The 16844-nt window shown below is 52.3% G+C and carries 15 protein-coding genes and 1 tRNA gene; 11 read left to right on the top strand and 5 right to left on the bottom strand.

Translation table 11 applies throughout. The annotated features are described in order from the left end of the window. Window positions 1-83 precede the first annotated feature (83 nt). Window positions 84-160: transfer RNA gene (locus JQN59_RS18495), tRNA-Asp, on the top strand. 155 nt (window positions 161-315) lie between these two features. Here the strand turns inward: JQN59_RS18495 and JQN59_RS18490 are convergent. Continuing rightward, complete coding sequence (locus JQN59_RS18490; protein ID WP_003830806.1) at window positions 316-834, bottom strand: hypothetical protein; 519 nt, start codon at window positions 832-834, stop codon at window positions 316-318. Window position 835: 1 nt separating this feature from the next. Further along, window positions 836-1519 (bottom strand): winged helix-turn-helix domain-containing protein, encoded by a 684-nt coding sequence (locus JQN59_RS18485; RefSeq protein ID WP_008783775.1) that lies wholly within the window; start codon window positions 1517-1519, stop codon window positions 836-838. 750 nt (window positions 1520-2269) lie between these two features. Here JQN59_RS18485 and JQN59_RS18480 point away from each other — a divergent pair. The 9 genes from JQN59_RS18480 to JQN59_RS18440 all read left to right on the top strand — a co-directional run bounded on the left by JQN59_RS18480 (window position 2270) and on the right by JQN59_RS18440 (window position 11373). Then, entirely contained in the window at window positions 2270-2818 is a 549-nt protein-coding gene (locus JQN59_RS18480) for a fimbrial protein (protein ID WP_003830808.1), read from the top strand. 69 nt (window positions 2819-2887) lie between these two features. Beyond that, window positions 2888-3436 (top strand): fimbrial protein, encoded by a 549-nt coding sequence (locus JQN59_RS18475; RefSeq protein ID WP_020996612.1) that lies wholly within the window; start codon window positions 2888-2890, stop codon window positions 3434-3436. Between the two features lie 41 nt (window positions 3437-3477). Beyond that, complete coding sequence (locus JQN59_RS18470) at window positions 3478-5949, top strand: fimbria/pilus outer membrane usher protein (RefSeq protein ID WP_048214876.1); 2472 nt, start codon at window positions 3478-3480, stop codon at window positions 5947-5949. Window positions 5950-5975: 26 nt separating this feature from the next. Next, entirely contained in the window at window positions 5976-6752 is a 777-nt protein-coding gene (locus JQN59_RS18465) for a fimbrial biogenesis chaperone (protein WP_103015302.1), read from the top strand. Between the two features lie 12 nt (window positions 6753-6764). Further along, window positions 6765-7370, top strand: coding sequence for a fimbrial protein (locus JQN59_RS18460; RefSeq protein WP_048214874.1), 606 nt, complete (start codon window positions 6765-6767; stop codon window positions 7368-7370). After that, on the top strand, window positions 7367-8431 hold the full coding sequence (locus JQN59_RS18455; RefSeq protein WP_020996610.1) for a fimbrial protein: 1065 nt from the start codon (window positions 7367-7369) through the stop codon (window positions 8429-8431). The genes JQN59_RS18460 and JQN59_RS18455 overlap by 4 nt, the downstream gene beginning before the upstream one ends. 9 nt (window positions 8432-8440) lie before the next feature. Beyond that, on the top strand, window positions 8441-8983 hold the full coding sequence (locus JQN59_RS18450; protein WP_003830815.1) for a fimbrial protein: 543 nt from the start codon (window positions 8441-8443) through the stop codon (window positions 8981-8983). Window position 8984: 1 nt separating this feature from the next. Further along, entirely contained in the window at window positions 8985-10652 is a 1668-nt protein-coding gene (locus tag JQN59_RS18445) for an O-antigen ligase family protein (protein ID WP_149607821.1), read from the top strand. Window position 10653: 1 nt separating this feature from the next. Next, window positions 10654-11373, top strand: coding sequence for an EAL domain-containing protein (locus JQN59_RS18440; protein WP_008783783.1), 720 nt, complete (start codon window positions 10654-10656; stop codon window positions 11371-11373). Window positions 11374-11388: 15 nt separating this feature from the next. Here JQN59_RS18440 and JQN59_RS18435 read toward each other — a convergent pair whose 3' ends face one another. The 3 genes from JQN59_RS18435 to fadE all read right to left on the bottom strand — a co-directional run bounded on the left by JQN59_RS18435 (window position 11389) and on the right by fadE (window position 15301). Next, window positions 11389-11799, bottom strand: coding sequence for a Spy/CpxP family protein refolding chaperone (locus JQN59_RS18435; protein ID WP_003830819.1), 411 nt, complete (start codon window positions 11797-11799; stop codon window positions 11389-11391). A gap of 179 nt (window positions 11800-11978) precedes the next feature. After that, window positions 11979-12746, bottom strand: coding sequence for an amidohydrolase (locus JQN59_RS18430; RefSeq protein WP_149607820.1), 768 nt, complete (start codon window positions 12744-12746; stop codon window positions 11979-11981). 110 nt (window positions 12747-12856) lie between these two features. Beyond that, window positions 12857-15301, bottom strand: a complete 2445-nt coding sequence (gene fadE / locus JQN59_RS18425) for an acyl-CoA dehydrogenase FadE (protein ID WP_003830821.1) — start codon at window positions 15299-15301, stop codon at window positions 12857-12859. 961 nt (window positions 15302-16262) lie between these two features. On the opposite strand from fadE, the gene lpcA reads away from it, so the two are divergent. Beyond that, the gene (lpcA, locus tag JQN59_RS18420; RefSeq protein ID WP_003031390.1) at window positions 16263-16844 is read left to right on the top strand and encodes a D-sedoheptulose 7-phosphate isomerase; all 582 of its coding nucleotides are present in this window, start codon (window positions 16263-16265) and stop codon (window positions 16842-16844) included.

The following is a 16844-nucleotide window of genomic DNA, read 5'->3' as shown; positions in this document are numbered from 1 at the left end:
ACGATTAAAAACGTGAGAAAAAGCGTTGACGAGGCGCGAGGCAATCCGTAATATTCGCTTCGTTCCCAAGCGGAACACAACGCGGAGTGGTAGTTCAGTTGGTTAGAATACCTGCCTGTCACGCAGGGGGTCGCGGGTTCGAGTCCCGTCCATTCCGCCACTATTCAGAAAGCCTGAATCAGAAATGATTCAGGCTTTCGTCGTTTTAGCCTGCAAAAATAATATTCTCATTACCACGCTTTATCGACCGCGCCCGAGCTTTCGGGTGGGCAACACATCAGGTCATCCTTAACCCGACGGATATCCAGAAGGCGATTAACTCGCGAAGTGATTCATCACGCAGGCGAAGCGGGGTGAAAAGTTATCGCCAATAAGAACCGTTTCCTCATTCAGGTGCTTTAGCATATACAGCTTGTCGGCACGTTCGTAAGCGTCGAAGAAGAGATAGTCGACAGCGTCCGTTGCATCATCATCGGGGGATTTTTCCCGACCATCGGGAGTGAGCATAAAAACGCCTGCGGTATGGCCGAGTGGACGGGCATAGCGAAAAAACAGTTTTCGGTTAACAGCGAACTCGCCGTCGTCACTTTTGAGTTTCCCCTGGACTGACAATGAAAGGTGTCCGGAGTTGTAGCTGGTTATCAGCATTATTCCGTGGAGTTCCTTTTTTGTATTCTGGATGTCGAGTATCGACGTGAATTCCGAGGAGCAGGAAAAACTGATTTCTTGTTTTTTCGCATTCCCGGCGATAATAAAAAAAGCGATAGCCGCTAGCCCAAAAATGGCAATCACGACTGACCATAGTAAAGGAGAGTGATCGCTTTCCTGCTTCATATCATTCCTCATGATGGCGATACTGGCTGATGCAATGGTAATAACCGAGGTTTAGCCCGCATTCAGCGGCAAACGACCACTCAACCAGATTATGGTTGCTCGCCCAGGTATTGAGATACAGATCTTTTGGGTACGAACAGTTGGGGTTAATACCCACGGACTTGAAAATATCCAGCGCTTTTTTTTCGGTTATGGTGTCGGTGAGGGCGTTTCCTAATATATGCACACGGCATTGCTCGTAGTCGATAGTCCGCAGGATCGCCGCGTCCGTCATCGCGATTTCATTGGGTATCCATGTTAACCACGCTGTCGCCAGCACGGCGATGCCGGTAATTAACGTTGTTATCGTGACAGGCCACAGGTTTCGTTTCTTTTTCCTGGGCGTCAATGCAACATTGACTATTCTGGTGGGCGCTTGCGATTCCTCCAGTTGCTGAATATTGATACTGGCGTCGCTCATCCGAAATCCTATTCGCGGAATGGTGACGATCAGTTCTGCAGGATGGCCCGTAGACGTTATTGCTTTGCGCAGAAATGAAATGTGCTGATTGAGATTAGCATCCGTCGCTCTGGCGCCATTATGCTGGAAAACATTCCGCAGAATTTCATCGCGCGAGGATATCTCTTTACCATTTTGCAACAGATAGAGCAGTAATTGTGTTGCCACATTATTCAATGTGGCCATTTCACCAGATGCCAGGTCTTTTAGGGTATTTTTATGTGGTCTGAAAACTAAGCCTTCACCAATAATTACGGATTTAATTTTGTTTATTGGTATATGAGAAATCACTGATGTCTCCTTTAAAGCAGGATATCTCGCATTCGAGTGGGGGAAGCAATAGCATAACATAATTCATTTATAAAAAATGATTGCACCATAGATCGCTTTATTAATATTTATATAACAATCTCTTAATATATCTAATAGAATCCTCCAATCTCCTTCCTCTCTTTCACTATCTTATTGTCATTACTCGCTTTTGATGCCCAATTTCATTTTTACAAAACATTCATAAATACATTTTGCCTGTTCTTCTGGCTAAATAAAAAAATAGTTGATAGATAAAAACTCTATAAAAATTATAAATAATAGACATTAACACTGGTATTGGCGTGTTTTTTGGCTATTTTTTAGGTAAACGATCGCTCTACAGACAGTGTTACAACACGATTCCCTGAGTTTGATTAATACCGGATTTTTGCATTGTGTCATTTTTTCGTCGACTTAATATAAGCCCCGAAACAGCGTAAACAACTGTGGGCGGTATTTCGGATGGAATACCAATGAAGTTCAAAATACAGGGTGGCTTGAGATGGATTGTTTGCAAGGAAATGCGCTTCCGCCACCAGCAGATCAGGGTTTCCCTTGCATAAATTGTCTGTGGAAATAGATCGTCGGAATAACCAAAAAACAGATATAAGGTTAAGTAGTAATATGAAAATGAAAAACGTGGCTGTGGCTTGTGCGCTGATGGCGGGAATGACTTTTACTGCATCTTCTGCTTTCGCTGCAAAAAATGTTGAACCGACTAACGGTAAAATTCACTTCACTGGTTCTCTGGTTAATTCCGCATGCGGTCTGGCCCCTGAATCCAGCCCGGTGCAGGTTAATTTTGGTGAGATCCCAACTTCTCAGTTAAAAGACAACCAACGTGCTGGTGTTAAGCATGCCAAAATCGTTCTGCAGGGCTGCGATACAACTGTTGCGAAAACCGCCACAGTAACCTACACCCCGGCAACGATTGATACCGACAACAATGCGCTGGCTGCATTTACCTCGGGTACAGCAAAAGGCGCGGGCATCGGTATGATTGACAGTGGTAATCAGGACGTGAAATGGGGCGAAGCCGCATCTCAGGTCAACATTACCGATGGCGAAACCGACATTGATTTCGTTGCTTACCTGCAGGCCAACAACGCATCCGCAGCCGTAACCCCGGGTGACTTCGAATCTACCGTTAATTTCCAGATCGATTATCAGTAACGATCTGCTGCGGGCGCAATTATGCGCCTGCTTAACCCTTCCTGCGAATAACTGAAAGGAAATGCGGTGATGCCTGGATGGCGTATTTTACTGCTTTTTATCTTCATATCGCCTGCATGGGTTTTGGCTGACACCCATCGTCTTGTCAGTACGCCCGGCAAAATGCGCATGCGGGGAAATATTATTGAGGCTGCCTGTTATGTCGATCCACGCGACCGGTCGCTGCTGGTTGAATTTGATGACCTCTCAGCCAGAGATATTTCCGGAAAACCTGAAAAAGTATCTGCGCATGATTTCAGCATTCATTTGCTGGGATGTTCATTAGGGGATTCTCAACACCCTGGGAATCTGTTCCAACGCGCCAATATTACCTTTTCCGGCGCACCGGATAGTGACAATCCTGATTATCTGAGCGTGCAATCGGAAACTGAAAATTTAGCGATAGAAATATATGACGGCAAAGGCAAGCAAATTCATTTAGGTGAGCCATCACCAGATTATGCGCTTAACCCCGGGAAAAACACGCTCAATTTTACGGCTTATTTGATCTCCCGCGACGGAAGAATGACGTCTGGTGAATTTACTGCAGTCACGCATTTTGTTGTGAATTATCTCTGAGCTGCACAGCAATTCGGGTATCTGAAGGTTTGCGAACGAAAATGATCACGCTGAAAACAGATAAAAAACGTCTGGCGCTTTTAATTGCTCTGGTCTGTGCCTCTTCATGGGCTGAAGCGGATGAGTCTATTGAATTTAATACTGACGTCCTGGATGCCAGTGACAGACAAAATGTCGATTTACAGCGTTTTTCCGAAGGCAACTTTGTGACTCCCGGAGAATATCTGTTGGATGTTCGTATTAACAGCCAGGAGATCCCTCAGCAGTCGATCCGTTATATCGTTGATCCTGCCAACTCGCATAAATCCATGGCGTGCCTGACGCCGCAACAGCTCGAATTACTGGCGCTCAAAGAAGAGGCGCTGACCTATATTCATCCGATTAGCGCGACCTGCTATGACATTTCCCGCCTGCCGGGTGTGGTGCTGAATAATAGCGCAGGCGTACTGGACATTACCGTGCCTCAGGCATGGATGAAATATACCGATCCAGACTGGACGCCGCCGGAGCGCTGGGATAACGGTGTCGCGGGACTGATTTTCGACTACAGCGTTTCGGGCCAGGCCACACATTACGAACAAGGTGGCGATCATTACCGCTCACTGTCTGGTTATGGACAGACGGGCTTTAACCTCGGCGCGTGGCGCTTTCGTGGCCAGTATCAGGCCAATTATGCTTCGGATGAAAATCGTGGGCGTATCGACTGGGATCAGATCTATGCCTATCGCCCGTTACCGATGCAGGCTGCAAAACTGACGGTCGGTGAAATATATCTGAATTCCCAGGTGTTTGATTCAGTGCGATTTACCGGGGCTAACCTCGCCAGCGACGAGCGCATGCTACCACCAAATTTGCAGGGCTACGCGCCCGAAGTGCACGGCATCGCCCGCAGTAATGCGAAGGTCACCGTCAGTCAGCAGGGGCGTGTTATCTATCAAACCACCGTTCCTGCGGGGCCATTTAATATTCAGGATCTACATGGCTCGGTACGCGGCACGCTGGATGTTCGCGTCGAAGAGCAGGATGGCAGTGTACAAACCTTTCAGGTCAATACGGCCGATATCCCTTACCTGACGCGCCCGGGCTATGTTCGTTACAACGCCGCCGTCGGTAAGCCATCGCGTTATAACCACGACGTTCAGGGACCTGCATTTTATAGCGGTGATTTTTCATGGGGGGTCAGCAATGCGTGGTCACTGTATGGTGGCGCGTTACTCACTGGCGATCGCTATAACGCCTGGTCGATGGGGATTGGGCGGGATTTGAGCTGGCTGGGCGCGCTGTCGGCTGATGCGACGCAATCCGTGAGCCGGGTGAAGCATCAGGCTGAACAAAAAGGGATGTCCTTTAAGCTCAGCTATGCCAAAACCTTTGATGAATACAACAGCGCCATCACCTTTGCCGGTTACCGTTTTTCACAGCGTAACTTCCGTACCTTCTCGCAGTTCCTCGACGAGCAGTATGAAAATAACAACAGCGCCGGCAACGAAAAAGAGATGTACACCATCACCGGTAACAAGACCTTTTTTGCTGACGACCCGCAATTAGCGACCACGCTGTACCTGACCTATACCCACCAGAATTACTGGGATCGTGGCTCTCAGGATCGTTACGGGATGTCGATGGGGCACAGCTTTTCGTTCGCAGGCATTCAGGGGATCAGCGCCAACCTTGCCGCTTACCGCTCTGAGTATCAGGGCAAACGGGACGACAGCCTTTCGCTGTCCATTTCGGTGCCATGGAGCGATGGCCGCTCAATGGATTATGAAGTGCAAAACAGCGGCAGCCAGACCAGTCAGATGGTTTCGTATTCCGATAACCGCGACCGTAACAATCCATGGCGACTGCGCGCAGGGGTTTCCGGTGAAGGGCACACCGCGTTTGATGGCTACTACAAGCATCGCAGCATGATGGCGGAACTGGAATCTAACGTCAGCTGGCAGCAATCACGCTATTTCTCCGTTGGCGGCACGATGCGCGGCGGCTTTACCGCAACGCGTCATGGCGCGGCGCTACACAACAGCCAGGCGTCGATGAATACCGCCAGGGTGATGGTTGATACCGACGGTGTGGCGAATGTACCGCTGAACGGCGAACAGGCGCACTCAAACCGCTTCGGTATTGCCGTCGTACCGGACGTCGTCAGCTATCACAGCTTTGATACCCGTATCGATGTGGACGCAATGGACGAGGACATTTCCGCGACCAAAGCCATCGTCACCAACACCCTGACGGAAGGCGCGATTGGTTATCAGCGCTTCGCTGTGGCGCAGGGGCAAAAAATGATGGCGCTGCTGCGCCTGAAAGATGGTTCGGTACCGCCGTTTGGTGCCGAAGTGTTTAACGCCAACGGTGTCAGCGTCGCCATGGTGATGGAAAACGGCATGGCCTGGATTGCGGGTGTGAATCCAGCCGAGCGTCTTTCTGTTGCCTGGGGCGGTCGCGCGCAGTGTCACTTACAGGTGCCGCAACAAATCAACCCGGAAGGTAACGTGCTGTTGCCTTGTGAATAATATCAATAACCTGAATGAATTTTGTCATGAAAAATCAAGCATTTTACTCCGTGCAGCGTTGGCTCAAACCCGTGGTCTGCGGTCTGCTTTTTATTGCAGAGATCAACGCCTCATGGGCGGGTATTGCACTTGACCGTACCCGTCTGATCATCACCGGTGATGCGCGATCTGTCAGCGCGAACTTAACCAACACCAGTCCGAGCATTCCGTTTCTGGCTCAGTCGTGGGTGGAAGACGCTAATGGAACAAAAATTACCTCGCCGTTGATGGTTTTACCGCCGCTGCAACGGATTAACGGCGGGCAAAAGGGCATTGCGCGAGTGACAAAAACCAGCGGTATTAACGCTCTGCCGCAGGATCGCGAAAGTCTGTTCTACCTGAATGTGCGTGAAATTCCGCCCAAGCCGGATAAGCCGAACGTGCTGCAACTGGCGATGCAGTCGCGCATCAAACTGTTCTACCGTCCTACCGCCATCGTGCCGGAAACACCGGGCGCCGTGTGGCAAAACCAACTGGTCTTTCATAAGCAGGGGCAGCGCTGGAGTGTGGATAACCCAACGCCGTACTTCGTTACCTTAATCGGCTTAAGCCGCAAGCCTGAAGCGCAGGGCGGCGACAGGCTGACTGACTTCCCTGGGATTATGGTTTCACCAAAGTCCTCTCTCGATTTCAGCGTGACCGACGGCAGCGTTAGCCAGTTCAGCATGATGTACGTGAACGATTTTGGCGGTCATCCCGAATTGAAATTCAGCTGCACAGGCAATGTGTGTAAAGCATTGCCGATGGAGCAACAGCCCCGGTAACAGGATTCGTAAATGAAAAAGATGCTTTGCGCTCTGCTGATGGCGGGCATGGCCTGCTCGGTTCAGGCCACAAGCGGTCGCCAGGATATGAGCAACGTGTCCGGCGAGTATGGCAACGTCCGCTTTCATGGTCGGGTGTTCGTTTCGCCGTGCGTGCTGGATATGGCCTCCCGCGATCAGACTATCGATCTTGGTGATATTTCCGCCAGCCGATTTCGCCAGGGCGGCGATCGCAGCGATCCGGTATTGGTCACGCTGTATCTGAATGGCTGTTTAAAGGGCTCCGGTCATACCTTAAGGGATTTCCCTGGGCAGACCAGTGAGATGCCTGAGCTTGCGCACAGCACGGTGGAGCGTGGTGTTTCGATGACGCTAATGGCTGAAGGCGCACCGGAAAACAGCGATTTGGGGCGTATTCGTGGCGATGTTCGCGGCGCGGGCATCCGACTACTGACTGAACGTAATCAGTTAATCCACCTGAACCAACCGCAACGCATGTGGATCCTCAAACCGGGCGATAACGCCATTCATTTTCTTGCCGCGCTGGAATCTTTTGGGCGAGAGGTGACCGCCGGAGAATTTAACGGTCTGGTCAGACTTAAGCTGGAGTATCTATGAGCGTATTACGTAAAACGCTGTTGTGGGTGGTGCTGGCAGGCTGTCCGTTGGCCGGGCAGGCATTTACACAGGGAGAAGGTGAGCCGGAAGGTGGGTCGCCGCATCAGTACGATATTGAACTGAGCTCGCTGGATGTCAGCAAAAACCACGTGGGTGGCAGAACGGAGCCGTTCCCATGGAATCTGGGCGGCTGGTATGTGGTGAATTTCTATTGCGAACAGGCTGACATCTCCCGAGCACCAATTTACTACACCACCACAACCACGATGCCGCCTTCAAATCAGGGGGCGAACCGTTTTCGGCTAAACGAGTATCTGGATGTGGAAGTTCAGGTGTGGGTTGCCGGGGGCTATAAAAAATATGTGCAGGCGCCTTTTACCAACGTTTCAAACCGCAACAGCAACAACAGCTGTAAAAAACGTAAGGGCTACACGCGAGCGACTAACGTTGAAAGTGGTTCAAAAGGGAAAGTGACGTTTATTGTCACTAAACCCATCATCAATGGCATCAATATCACTTCCCAGTCGCTGGTGGAGGTGGCCGGGCGTATGGGAAGCGCTGGACCTACGCCAACCACGGCGATTTCTCGCGTGGTGATTAAATCCGGGCTAATTACTGTCCCGGACAAATGCACCTTCAACCGGGGAGACAAAATCAGCATTGAGTTTGGCGATCTGCCTGGATCCGCTGCCCGGCTCAACGGCACTAACTACAGCAAGTCAGTCCCTATACATGTTGTCTGTGAAGGCGGGAGCTTCGATCAGGGTGCGCTGAACATTAATCTTGGTATACAAACGACCACGGCGTCAGGCACGGCGGGGTTTAACGGTAATCTCCTTGGCACGCTGAGCGGCGGACAAAAGCGCGACGATCTCGGCATTATGCTTAAAGACGAGAGTGGTGGCACCGTCGTGCCCAATCAATTCTACAACGTGAAGGGGTTTTACCAGAATCAGGGCGACTGGAATCTCACCGCCGCACCGGTGGCAAAGCCGGGCGTGGGAAGTGTGAAAGAAGGTGAATTTGAAGCCTCTGCCACCGTTGTCGCGCAGTTTCAGTAGGGGGATGTCATGAGATTCTCGGCGTTATTCGCGACCAGTATGTTACTGCTAGGTGGCATGGCGCAGGCCGACACCAAACTGGTCGGCGGCGATATGTATTTTCACGGTACCATCAGAGCCCTGGCCTGCAGCCTTGCCCCGGGAGGCGACAAAATCGAGGTCGATTTCAAGCAAATCGCGACACAGGATCTCTATCTCTCGGGGCGCAGTAAGCCGGAAAAATTCAGCATCCAGTTACGCGACTGCAACCCGGAGGTTTTCCGTGGGATCTCGGTTACCTTCAGCGGTCGTGAGGATGCGGAGCTGACCGATCATCTGGCGCTGGATAGCAGTGAACAAGGCGGTGCGTCAGGGATCGGGATTGGGATGAGCGAAGAGGACGGCACGGCAATCCGCCTTGATGAGAGCACGTCAGTCAAAGAGATAACAGAAGGTTCGATGACGCTGAATTTCTTGGCGTGGGTCGCAGCGGAGCCTTCAGCGATAAAAAATCAGTCTCTCGAATACGGTCCGTTCAGCGCCAGCGGGACCTGGACGTTGAACTACCAGTAGCATGATGAACGTACTGAATCGCATTGCGCCGCTGCCTGCGCAGAAATTATTGCTCGGTATTAGTCTGTTTTTCTGGTGTGGGGCCATGCATCTCTACTGGCCGAACAACGGCGGCAGCGGCCTGTCGTTGCCGCTTAATATAACGAGCTGGATCTACGCTGTTGTACTGGCTGCAAGCGTATTGATGCTGGTGCCTCGTCAACGCTGGCGCATCACTGTGCCCGCTGCGTGTTTTACAGTCGGGGCGTTCATCCTGACGTTGCTTTGCCTGCTAACGCCTGATGTCTGGCAGGCCGAGGCACTGCTGGTGGCGGGGGCGTTACTGGGAGGTGTGAGCGTCTATCTGGTCACATTACAAATTCCGCTCACGGCAAACACCCTGATGGCGCTGCTGGCTCTGTTATGGGGGGCGTGCGTGATTGAATGTCTGGCGTTTGTCTATCAGTACTGGCATTTGCCGGGCGTTGAATACTGGGAGTTTGCCTGGCGGCGCGGTACGCGACCCTACGGGATATTTCAGCAGGTCAACCTGATAGCCAGCTTCACGGCATGCGGTGTGCTGCTGTCAGCGCCGCTCTTTTTACGTCTGCACCGCGGGTATCGAATTGCCATTGGGATAGGCCTGGTAATGATGGGATTTGTGCTGCATGAATCTCAGTCGCAAACCGGCTACCTGTCTCTGGTAGTCGGTGAAGTGCTGCTGCTGGCGGTTTTCCCGGCGCAATGGCGCACGCTACTGCTGCTTCTACTGCCGCTGGCGTTAGGCGTGGCGACAGGGGCCACGGCCCGCCATTTTTTGTCTGTGGTCACGGTCGATCATCTGACGACTTCTCAAGTGCGCTGGACGGTGTTGAAAACGTCGCTGGCATTATTTGCCGAACGCCCGTGGATGGGGTGGGGCGTGGGCAGTTTTGCTGCCGTGTTTCTCGAACGCGCGGGGCCATTGGGGCTGGGCAGCATTTCGCATCCGCACAACGAACTGGTGCTGTGGTTGGTGGAGGGGGGGCTGGTTGGGCTGGCGGGGGCACTCTGTTTTATAGCGGGTGGTGTATGGCTCTGGCTGCACGGTAATTGCTGGCGTCGCGCCTGCCTGGTGGCGGCACTGCCGGTGGTTATTCATATGTTGACGGAATACCCCGTCAGGCAGTCAACGCCACACTGGCTGCTGTTGATCCTGCTGCTTCGATGTGCAGACAGCGCGCGAACGGGAATACGCCTGGCGCTTACGTCGACGTCGCTGATTCGCGCGGCAGGGTTTATCTCGTTACTGACCGTCGCGCCATTGCTGCTTCTCACGCTGCACACGCAACAGCAATTGACGCTGGCGGAGAGGCAGTCAACGCAGTGGCAACTTGCCGAACCGCTCCCTGTCGGAGGCTGGCTTCTTACCAGTCGCTATCGGTTTGATGTCCAGATGGGGTATCTGCAACGGTATCAGCGTTCCCGGGACGCACGTTGGCTGGAGGAGGTTCGCCGCTGGGCGCCTGACTATGTGCGCGTTCACCCAGACCCTAATGTCTCCTTCACGCAAATCTTACTGGCGTTGCAACAGCGCGACCTGGTCGAGGCGCATCGTCTGGCGACGCGCTTTTGCCTGATATACCCAAACGATCGCCGTATCCCGTGGCTGCAGGATGCACGACGTCCTTTTAATAAAATAATGGAATGATATGAACAGATTCAGTGAACAGGCCCGTTATGTGCCAGAACTTCCCCGCAACGCCGAACTGCTGCGGATCACCGGGATCCGTTTGCAGCGCATTCATTTTTTTGATGACGCATCGCTGGATGTCTGTGAGGTGTTAAGCCAGGTACGCACACCGCTCCCACTGGATTTGTTTTTCAAGCACCTTTCCATCACGGCAAAACAGCAGCTTTTTCTATGGCAAATGCAGCGGGTGCTGGCTCTCTCTGGAAGCTATTCGCTGAATTTATCCGTCAGGATGCTGACCAGTCTGTCATGGATCACACGTCTCACAAAGCAGGTGCATCAGGGGAGGATTGTTATTGAAATTCAGGATCCGGGCTCCATGATGCGCCTGGATAAGGCAGAGCAGCAGGCCGTATGCATCGCCGTAAAAACGCTGGTGCGTCACGGGTTTCGCGTGTGGCTGGATGATGTTTCGCCTGAGCTATTTTTTGTCTGGCGGCTGTCGGGCATCCGTTTCGATGCCATCAAAATTGAAAGTGGAATGTTTCATCAGTTCAGAACATCGGAGTGGCAGTTGAGGGTTCTGGTCAATCAATTTCGTGGGCTGGGTGAGCGGGTTGTCATTGAGGGAGTAGAAACGCCACAGGATTATGCCATTTGCCGTATGAGCGGCGCAGATGCTGTGCAGGGCTTTCTGTTTGAGCAGGAAATTTTACCGAAAAGCCTGAATCATTGCTGACTCAGGCTCTGACAATTACTCGCTCAGCGTCTGTGCGATATCTTTTTGCACCTGCTGGCGCTGTTCTGGGGTCAGCACTTTGTTCAGGTCAAAATAGTATTTTACGCGATAATAACGCGCCTGCTGTTCGATGTTGCTGAACGCAGAAAGCTGTTTCTGAACGGCAGCTTCATCCCATTTCCCGGACTTGATGACGTCAATCAACGCGCCGTCTTTAACATCTTTCACCGAAATCTGGCTTACGTTGGTTTCAAGCTGCTGGTGCAGTTTTTTAATCTGCGCCACCTGGTCGTTGGTCAGCTTAAGATGCTGAACGACCGGGTCCTGAGCTGGAGCAGGAACATTGGATACGTTTGCTGCAAGCGTACTAAAAGAAGCGCCCGCTAAGGTAGCCGCCAGCAAAGTCATGCGTAAGAAGTTCTTCATTATTGAAATCCTGATAAGGAAATTATCGACATTGTCTGCCACCCGCTGGTTACGAGTGATTATCCTTTGCAGAATACGATGCTCACCGCATGTCGCCACGCGAATTTGTTTTGCGGTTGGTTACGGAGTGAAACAATCCCGCCACAAGAAACGTAGTGCAGCGGGAGTGAAGGCGATAGTTATAGCGTAAACGGGTCGGCGTCCTGCCAGGCGGGAAACTTCTCGCGATACTCGCGCAGCGCTGAGAGTGACAGCTCGGCGTCAATGCGTGTGGCCTGATGCGGCTCGGCGGTGGCAATAATCTCACCCTGCGGATTAATCACCCGGCTGTCACCGCGATAATGGTGGCCGTTACCGTCTGTGCCCACGCGGTTACATCCTGCTACATAAGCCTGGTTCTCAATCGCCCGTGCGGCAAGCAGAAGCTGCCAGTGCAGCGAACGCGGCGCAGGCCAATTGGCAACATACAACGCCAGGTCGTAATCGTTGCGATTGCGCGACCATACCGGAAAACGCAGGTCATAACAGACCAACGGCAGAATGCGCCAGCCGCGCCATTCAACAATAACGCGCGCGTCACCCGCCTGATAATGCTGATGCTCATCCGCCATGCGGAACAGATGGCGCTTGTCGTAGAAATGCACATTACCTTCGGGCTCAACCAGAAAAAAGCGGTTTACCGGGCCGCGTTCAGACTGGATAGCAGCGCTGCCCGCGATCAGGGCGTTGGTCTGTTGCGCCTTGGCGCGCATCCAACTGACGACCTCTTCCTGCGGCAACGATTTATTTGCCGCTTCCATGGCAAATCCGCTGGTAAACATCTCGGGCAACACGATGACATCACGTCCGGCGACGGTTTCCAGTTGTCGGTCAAAATGGCGCAGGTTGGCCGGGCCATCCATCCAGATCAAGGGTTGTTGCAGCAGAGTAATTTTCAAACCAGGCACGATCGAGGCTCCTCGTTGAACAACATTTTGACACTGTAGCATGAGGATTAATGAAAATGTGGCAATAAAAAGCCCCGCATTAAGCGGGGCTAAACGTTGTGCGTATATCGTTATGCGGCTTCGACTTTACGCACTTTCTCTGGCAGCTTTACCGGCTGAGTCGCCAGCTCCTCGGGTTCAAAGTCATCCACGTTGATACTGCGCAGGCGACTCGCTTCGGCTTTCACCAGAATCGCGGCTTCATCTTTATCAATCAGCCCTTTCGCCAGCGCATTGTGCGCCAGTTCGTCGAGACGGGTAAATGGCAGGTTTTTACCCAACTCTTTACAGATCCGCTGGTGGATAGGGTCGGCTGCAATGACATCCAGCAGCGCCTCTTCCAGCAAACCAACCGGGTTATGCTCGCTTGGCGTCAGATATTGACCGCGACCAATACGAGAACGAGTAGCACTCGGAACCTGCAAAATCTTCGCGACTTTATGGTCCAGCTTGTCAGACGGCGCGTCGTAGTGGCGACCGGTCGGGAAGATAACCACGTTCAGCAAGCCCGCGACCAGACGGTTCGGGAAGTTTTTCAGCAGATCGTCCATCGCCTGTTCCGCTTTGTACAACGCATCCTGAACGCCCCAGTGAACCAACGGCAGGTCCGCTTCATTACGGCCTTCATCGTCATAACGTTTCAGTACCGCAGAGGCCAGATACAGCTGGCTTAACACATCGCCCAGACGCGCGGAGATACGTTCACGGCGCTTCAGACTACCGCCCAGTACGGCCATGGACACATCTGAAAGCAGGGCCAGGTTGGCGCTCAAACGGTTCAGGTGCTGGTAGTAACGTTTGGTCGCATCGCCGGTTGGCGTGCTGCTGGTTAAGCCACGTGTCAGGCCAAGCCAGAAACTGCGCACTTTGTTACTGCCAACGTGACCGATGTGTTTGAACAGCAGCTTGTCGAACGCATTCACATCGTTACTCTGTGCCGCAGCCATCTCTTCCAGAACATACGGATGGCAGCGAATCGCACCCTGACCGAAGATCATCATGCTACGGGTCAGAATGTTGGCACCTTCAACGGTAATGGCGATTGGCGCACCTTGATAAGCGCGGGCGAGGAAGTTGCTTTCGCCAAGCATAATGCCTTTACCGCCAGTGATATCCATCGCATCGATGATTGACTGCTGCCCACGGTGGGTACAGTGATATTTCACGATAGCCGACAGCACCGCCGGTTTTTCACCCAGCATAATGCCGTAGGTAATCAGTGATGCCGCAGCGTCCATCACGTAGGCGTTACCGGCAATACGTGCCAACGGTTCTTCAATACCTTCCATCTTGCCGATGGAGATTTTGAACTGGCGACGAATGTGCGCATATGCGCCGGTGGCCATTGCGACTGATTTCACGCCGCCCGTCGAGTTAGACGGCAGGGTAATACCACGTCCCACAGACAGACATTCCACCAGCATGCGCCAGCCCTGACCGGCCATTTTCGGACCACCGATGATGTAATCAATCGGTACAAACACATCTTTACCGAGGGTCGGACCGTTCTGGAACGGCACGTTCAGCGGGAAGTGACGACGCCCAATTTGTACGCCCGGCGTTGAGGTTGGGATCAGCGCACAGGTAATGCCGAGATCTTCTTCACCACCCAGCAGTTTTTCCGGGTCAGAGAGTTTAAATGCCAGACCCAGTACCGTGGCGATAGGCGCCAGCGTAATATAACGTTTGTTCCAGGTCAGGCGCATACCCAGCACCTGTTGGCCCTGCCAGTCGCCCATACAAACCACGCCGGTATCAGGGATCGCCCCTGCGTCGGAGCCTGCTTCCGGGCTGGTCAGAGCAAAGCATGGGATCTCCTGACCGCGAGCCAGACGCGGCAGGTAATGATTTTTCTGCTCTTCGGTGCCGTAATGTTGCAGCAGTTCGCCTGGGCCTAATGAGTTAGGTACGCCAACGGTGATCGCCAGGATCCCGGAAACGCCGGAGAGTTTCTGCAGAACGCGAGCCTGAGCATATGCTGAGAATTCCAGCCCGCCGTACTCTTTCTTAATGATCATCGCGAAGAAGCGGTGTTCTTTCAGATATGCCCACAGTTCCGGCGGCAGATCCGCGAGTTCATGGGTTATCTGGAAGTCGTTCGCCATACGGCACGCTTCTTCCACTGGACCATCAATAAACGCTTGTTCTTCAGCGGTCAGATGCGGTTGAGGATAGTTATGCAGTTTTTTCCAGTCAGGCTTGCCCTGGAACAGGTCACCTTCCCACCAGGTTGTACCGGCATCAATCGCTTCTTTCTCAGTACGCGACATCGGTGGCATGACTTTACGGAAACCGCGGAACACCGGCGCAGAGATCATGGATTTGCGCATCGGCGTAAAGTTAAACGGCACGAGGATAATGGCCAGAGGAACCAGCAGCCAGACTGACCACAGGCCAGCCACGCCAAGCGCAGCCGTCCAGGCGAGCAAAATTAAGCTGCTGAGGAATAAGCTCACGCGGTGATAAAACAGAACGCTGAGCAGAACAACCGTAGCGATAATACTCAAAATCATCATAACGAAAAGCTCCCTTGCTTGTAGGAGGTCTGACCACTTGTGATGATATGTTTGTAGTGGATGTAAATTCTTTTAGCAATGTGTTTACAAAATAATTACAACAAAGCTCACATTGTTGCTGTTTTAACCGGCACAAAAAATCAAAAGCCGTAGCCATTCCTGTCTGGATAATTTTCTGTAGTAGGAAATATCAACATGCGTTGTTAAGGTAATGAACGTGTTAATTTTGAGAAATTGTTCCGTTCACTTTGCGTTTATCGCCACTCTGCAGCACCAATATTTGTGAACGTGTTAAGGGTGCTATCGCTGCACCCTTAACAATCCCGGCTCCTGGCGGGAAAATTGTTGCTGCGCAATACCCTCCGCTTATTCCTTCAGGCTACCGGGCCGGGCGCGAGGTAGCGTCCCTGCAAAACGCGCCCTGAGCCAGCATCCATGCTGGCTCTCCCGGCCTTACGGAAACACGTCGGCAATTTTCAGCCGGACCAGCCCACACCTGATCATCGCCGCCGTTTTTTCAAACAGCGAAACAGAAACACCTGAAATTAAGAGAGTTGAAGCGATACCCTCGGTCCGGCTGAAAATTGATGAGGCGTTGACGGCTGACCGGGGTCGTCCGCAGGGATGCGGACGGAGGGGATGGCCTGCAGGGATGCAGGCTCGGCCCCGACCCGAAAGGCAGACGGAATAAGACGAATGAATCGCATAGCGACGATTTTCCCGCCGGGAGCCCGGGTTGCAAGGGTGGTGGCGGTGAGCCACCCTTGCACGTTCACGTAAATAGCGATATCAGAGTAGCGATGAACATAAGGTGAACGTAACCCTGTTCAAAGATAAAATATTCTCCTTGCATGATTCACTTGCAGTCATTATGACCATTCCTGTGGCTTGGACTTCTCGCTGGTAGCGCTATCCGGTACACTGCATCTTGTCATTTACATTCATGCTGAAGGATATCCTCATGTACCAGGATCTTATTCGTAACGAACTGAGCGAAGCGGCGGAAACGCTGGCTAATTTTCTTAAAGATGACGCCAATATTCACGCCATTCAGCGCGCGGCGGTCCTGTTGGCAGACAGCTTTAAAGCGGGCGGTAAGGTACTTTCTTGCGGTAACGGCGGTTCCCATTGCGACGCGATGCACTTTGCCGAAGAGCTGACCGGACGCTATCGTGAAAACCGTCCTGGTTACCCTGCTATCGCTATCTCTGACGTCAGCCATATCTCCTGCGTCAGCAACGATTTTGGTTACGATTATGTGTTCTCTCGCTACGTAGAAGCCGTGGGTCGTGAAGGTGATGTCCTGCTAGGCATCTCTACTTCGGGTAATTCCGGTAACGTAATTAAAGCGATTGCCGCAGCGCGTGAGAAAGGGATGAAAGTGATCACCCTGACCGGTAAAGATGGCGGAAAAATGGCGGGCAGCGCGGATATCGAAATTCGCGTGCCGCACTTTGGCTACGCTGACCGTATTCAGGAAATTCATATCAAAGTGATCCATATCCTGATCCAGCTGATCGAAAAAGAGATGGTTAAACCATAA

The organism is Citrobacter sp. B72, from assembly GCF_016894305.1.
GTDB classification, from domain to species: Bacteria; Pseudomonadota; Gammaproteobacteria; order Enterobacterales; family Enterobacteriaceae; genus Citrobacter; species Citrobacter portucalensis.
Note: the sequence above shows the minus strand (reverse complement) of the source record. Positions and strands in the feature narration are given on the sequence as shown.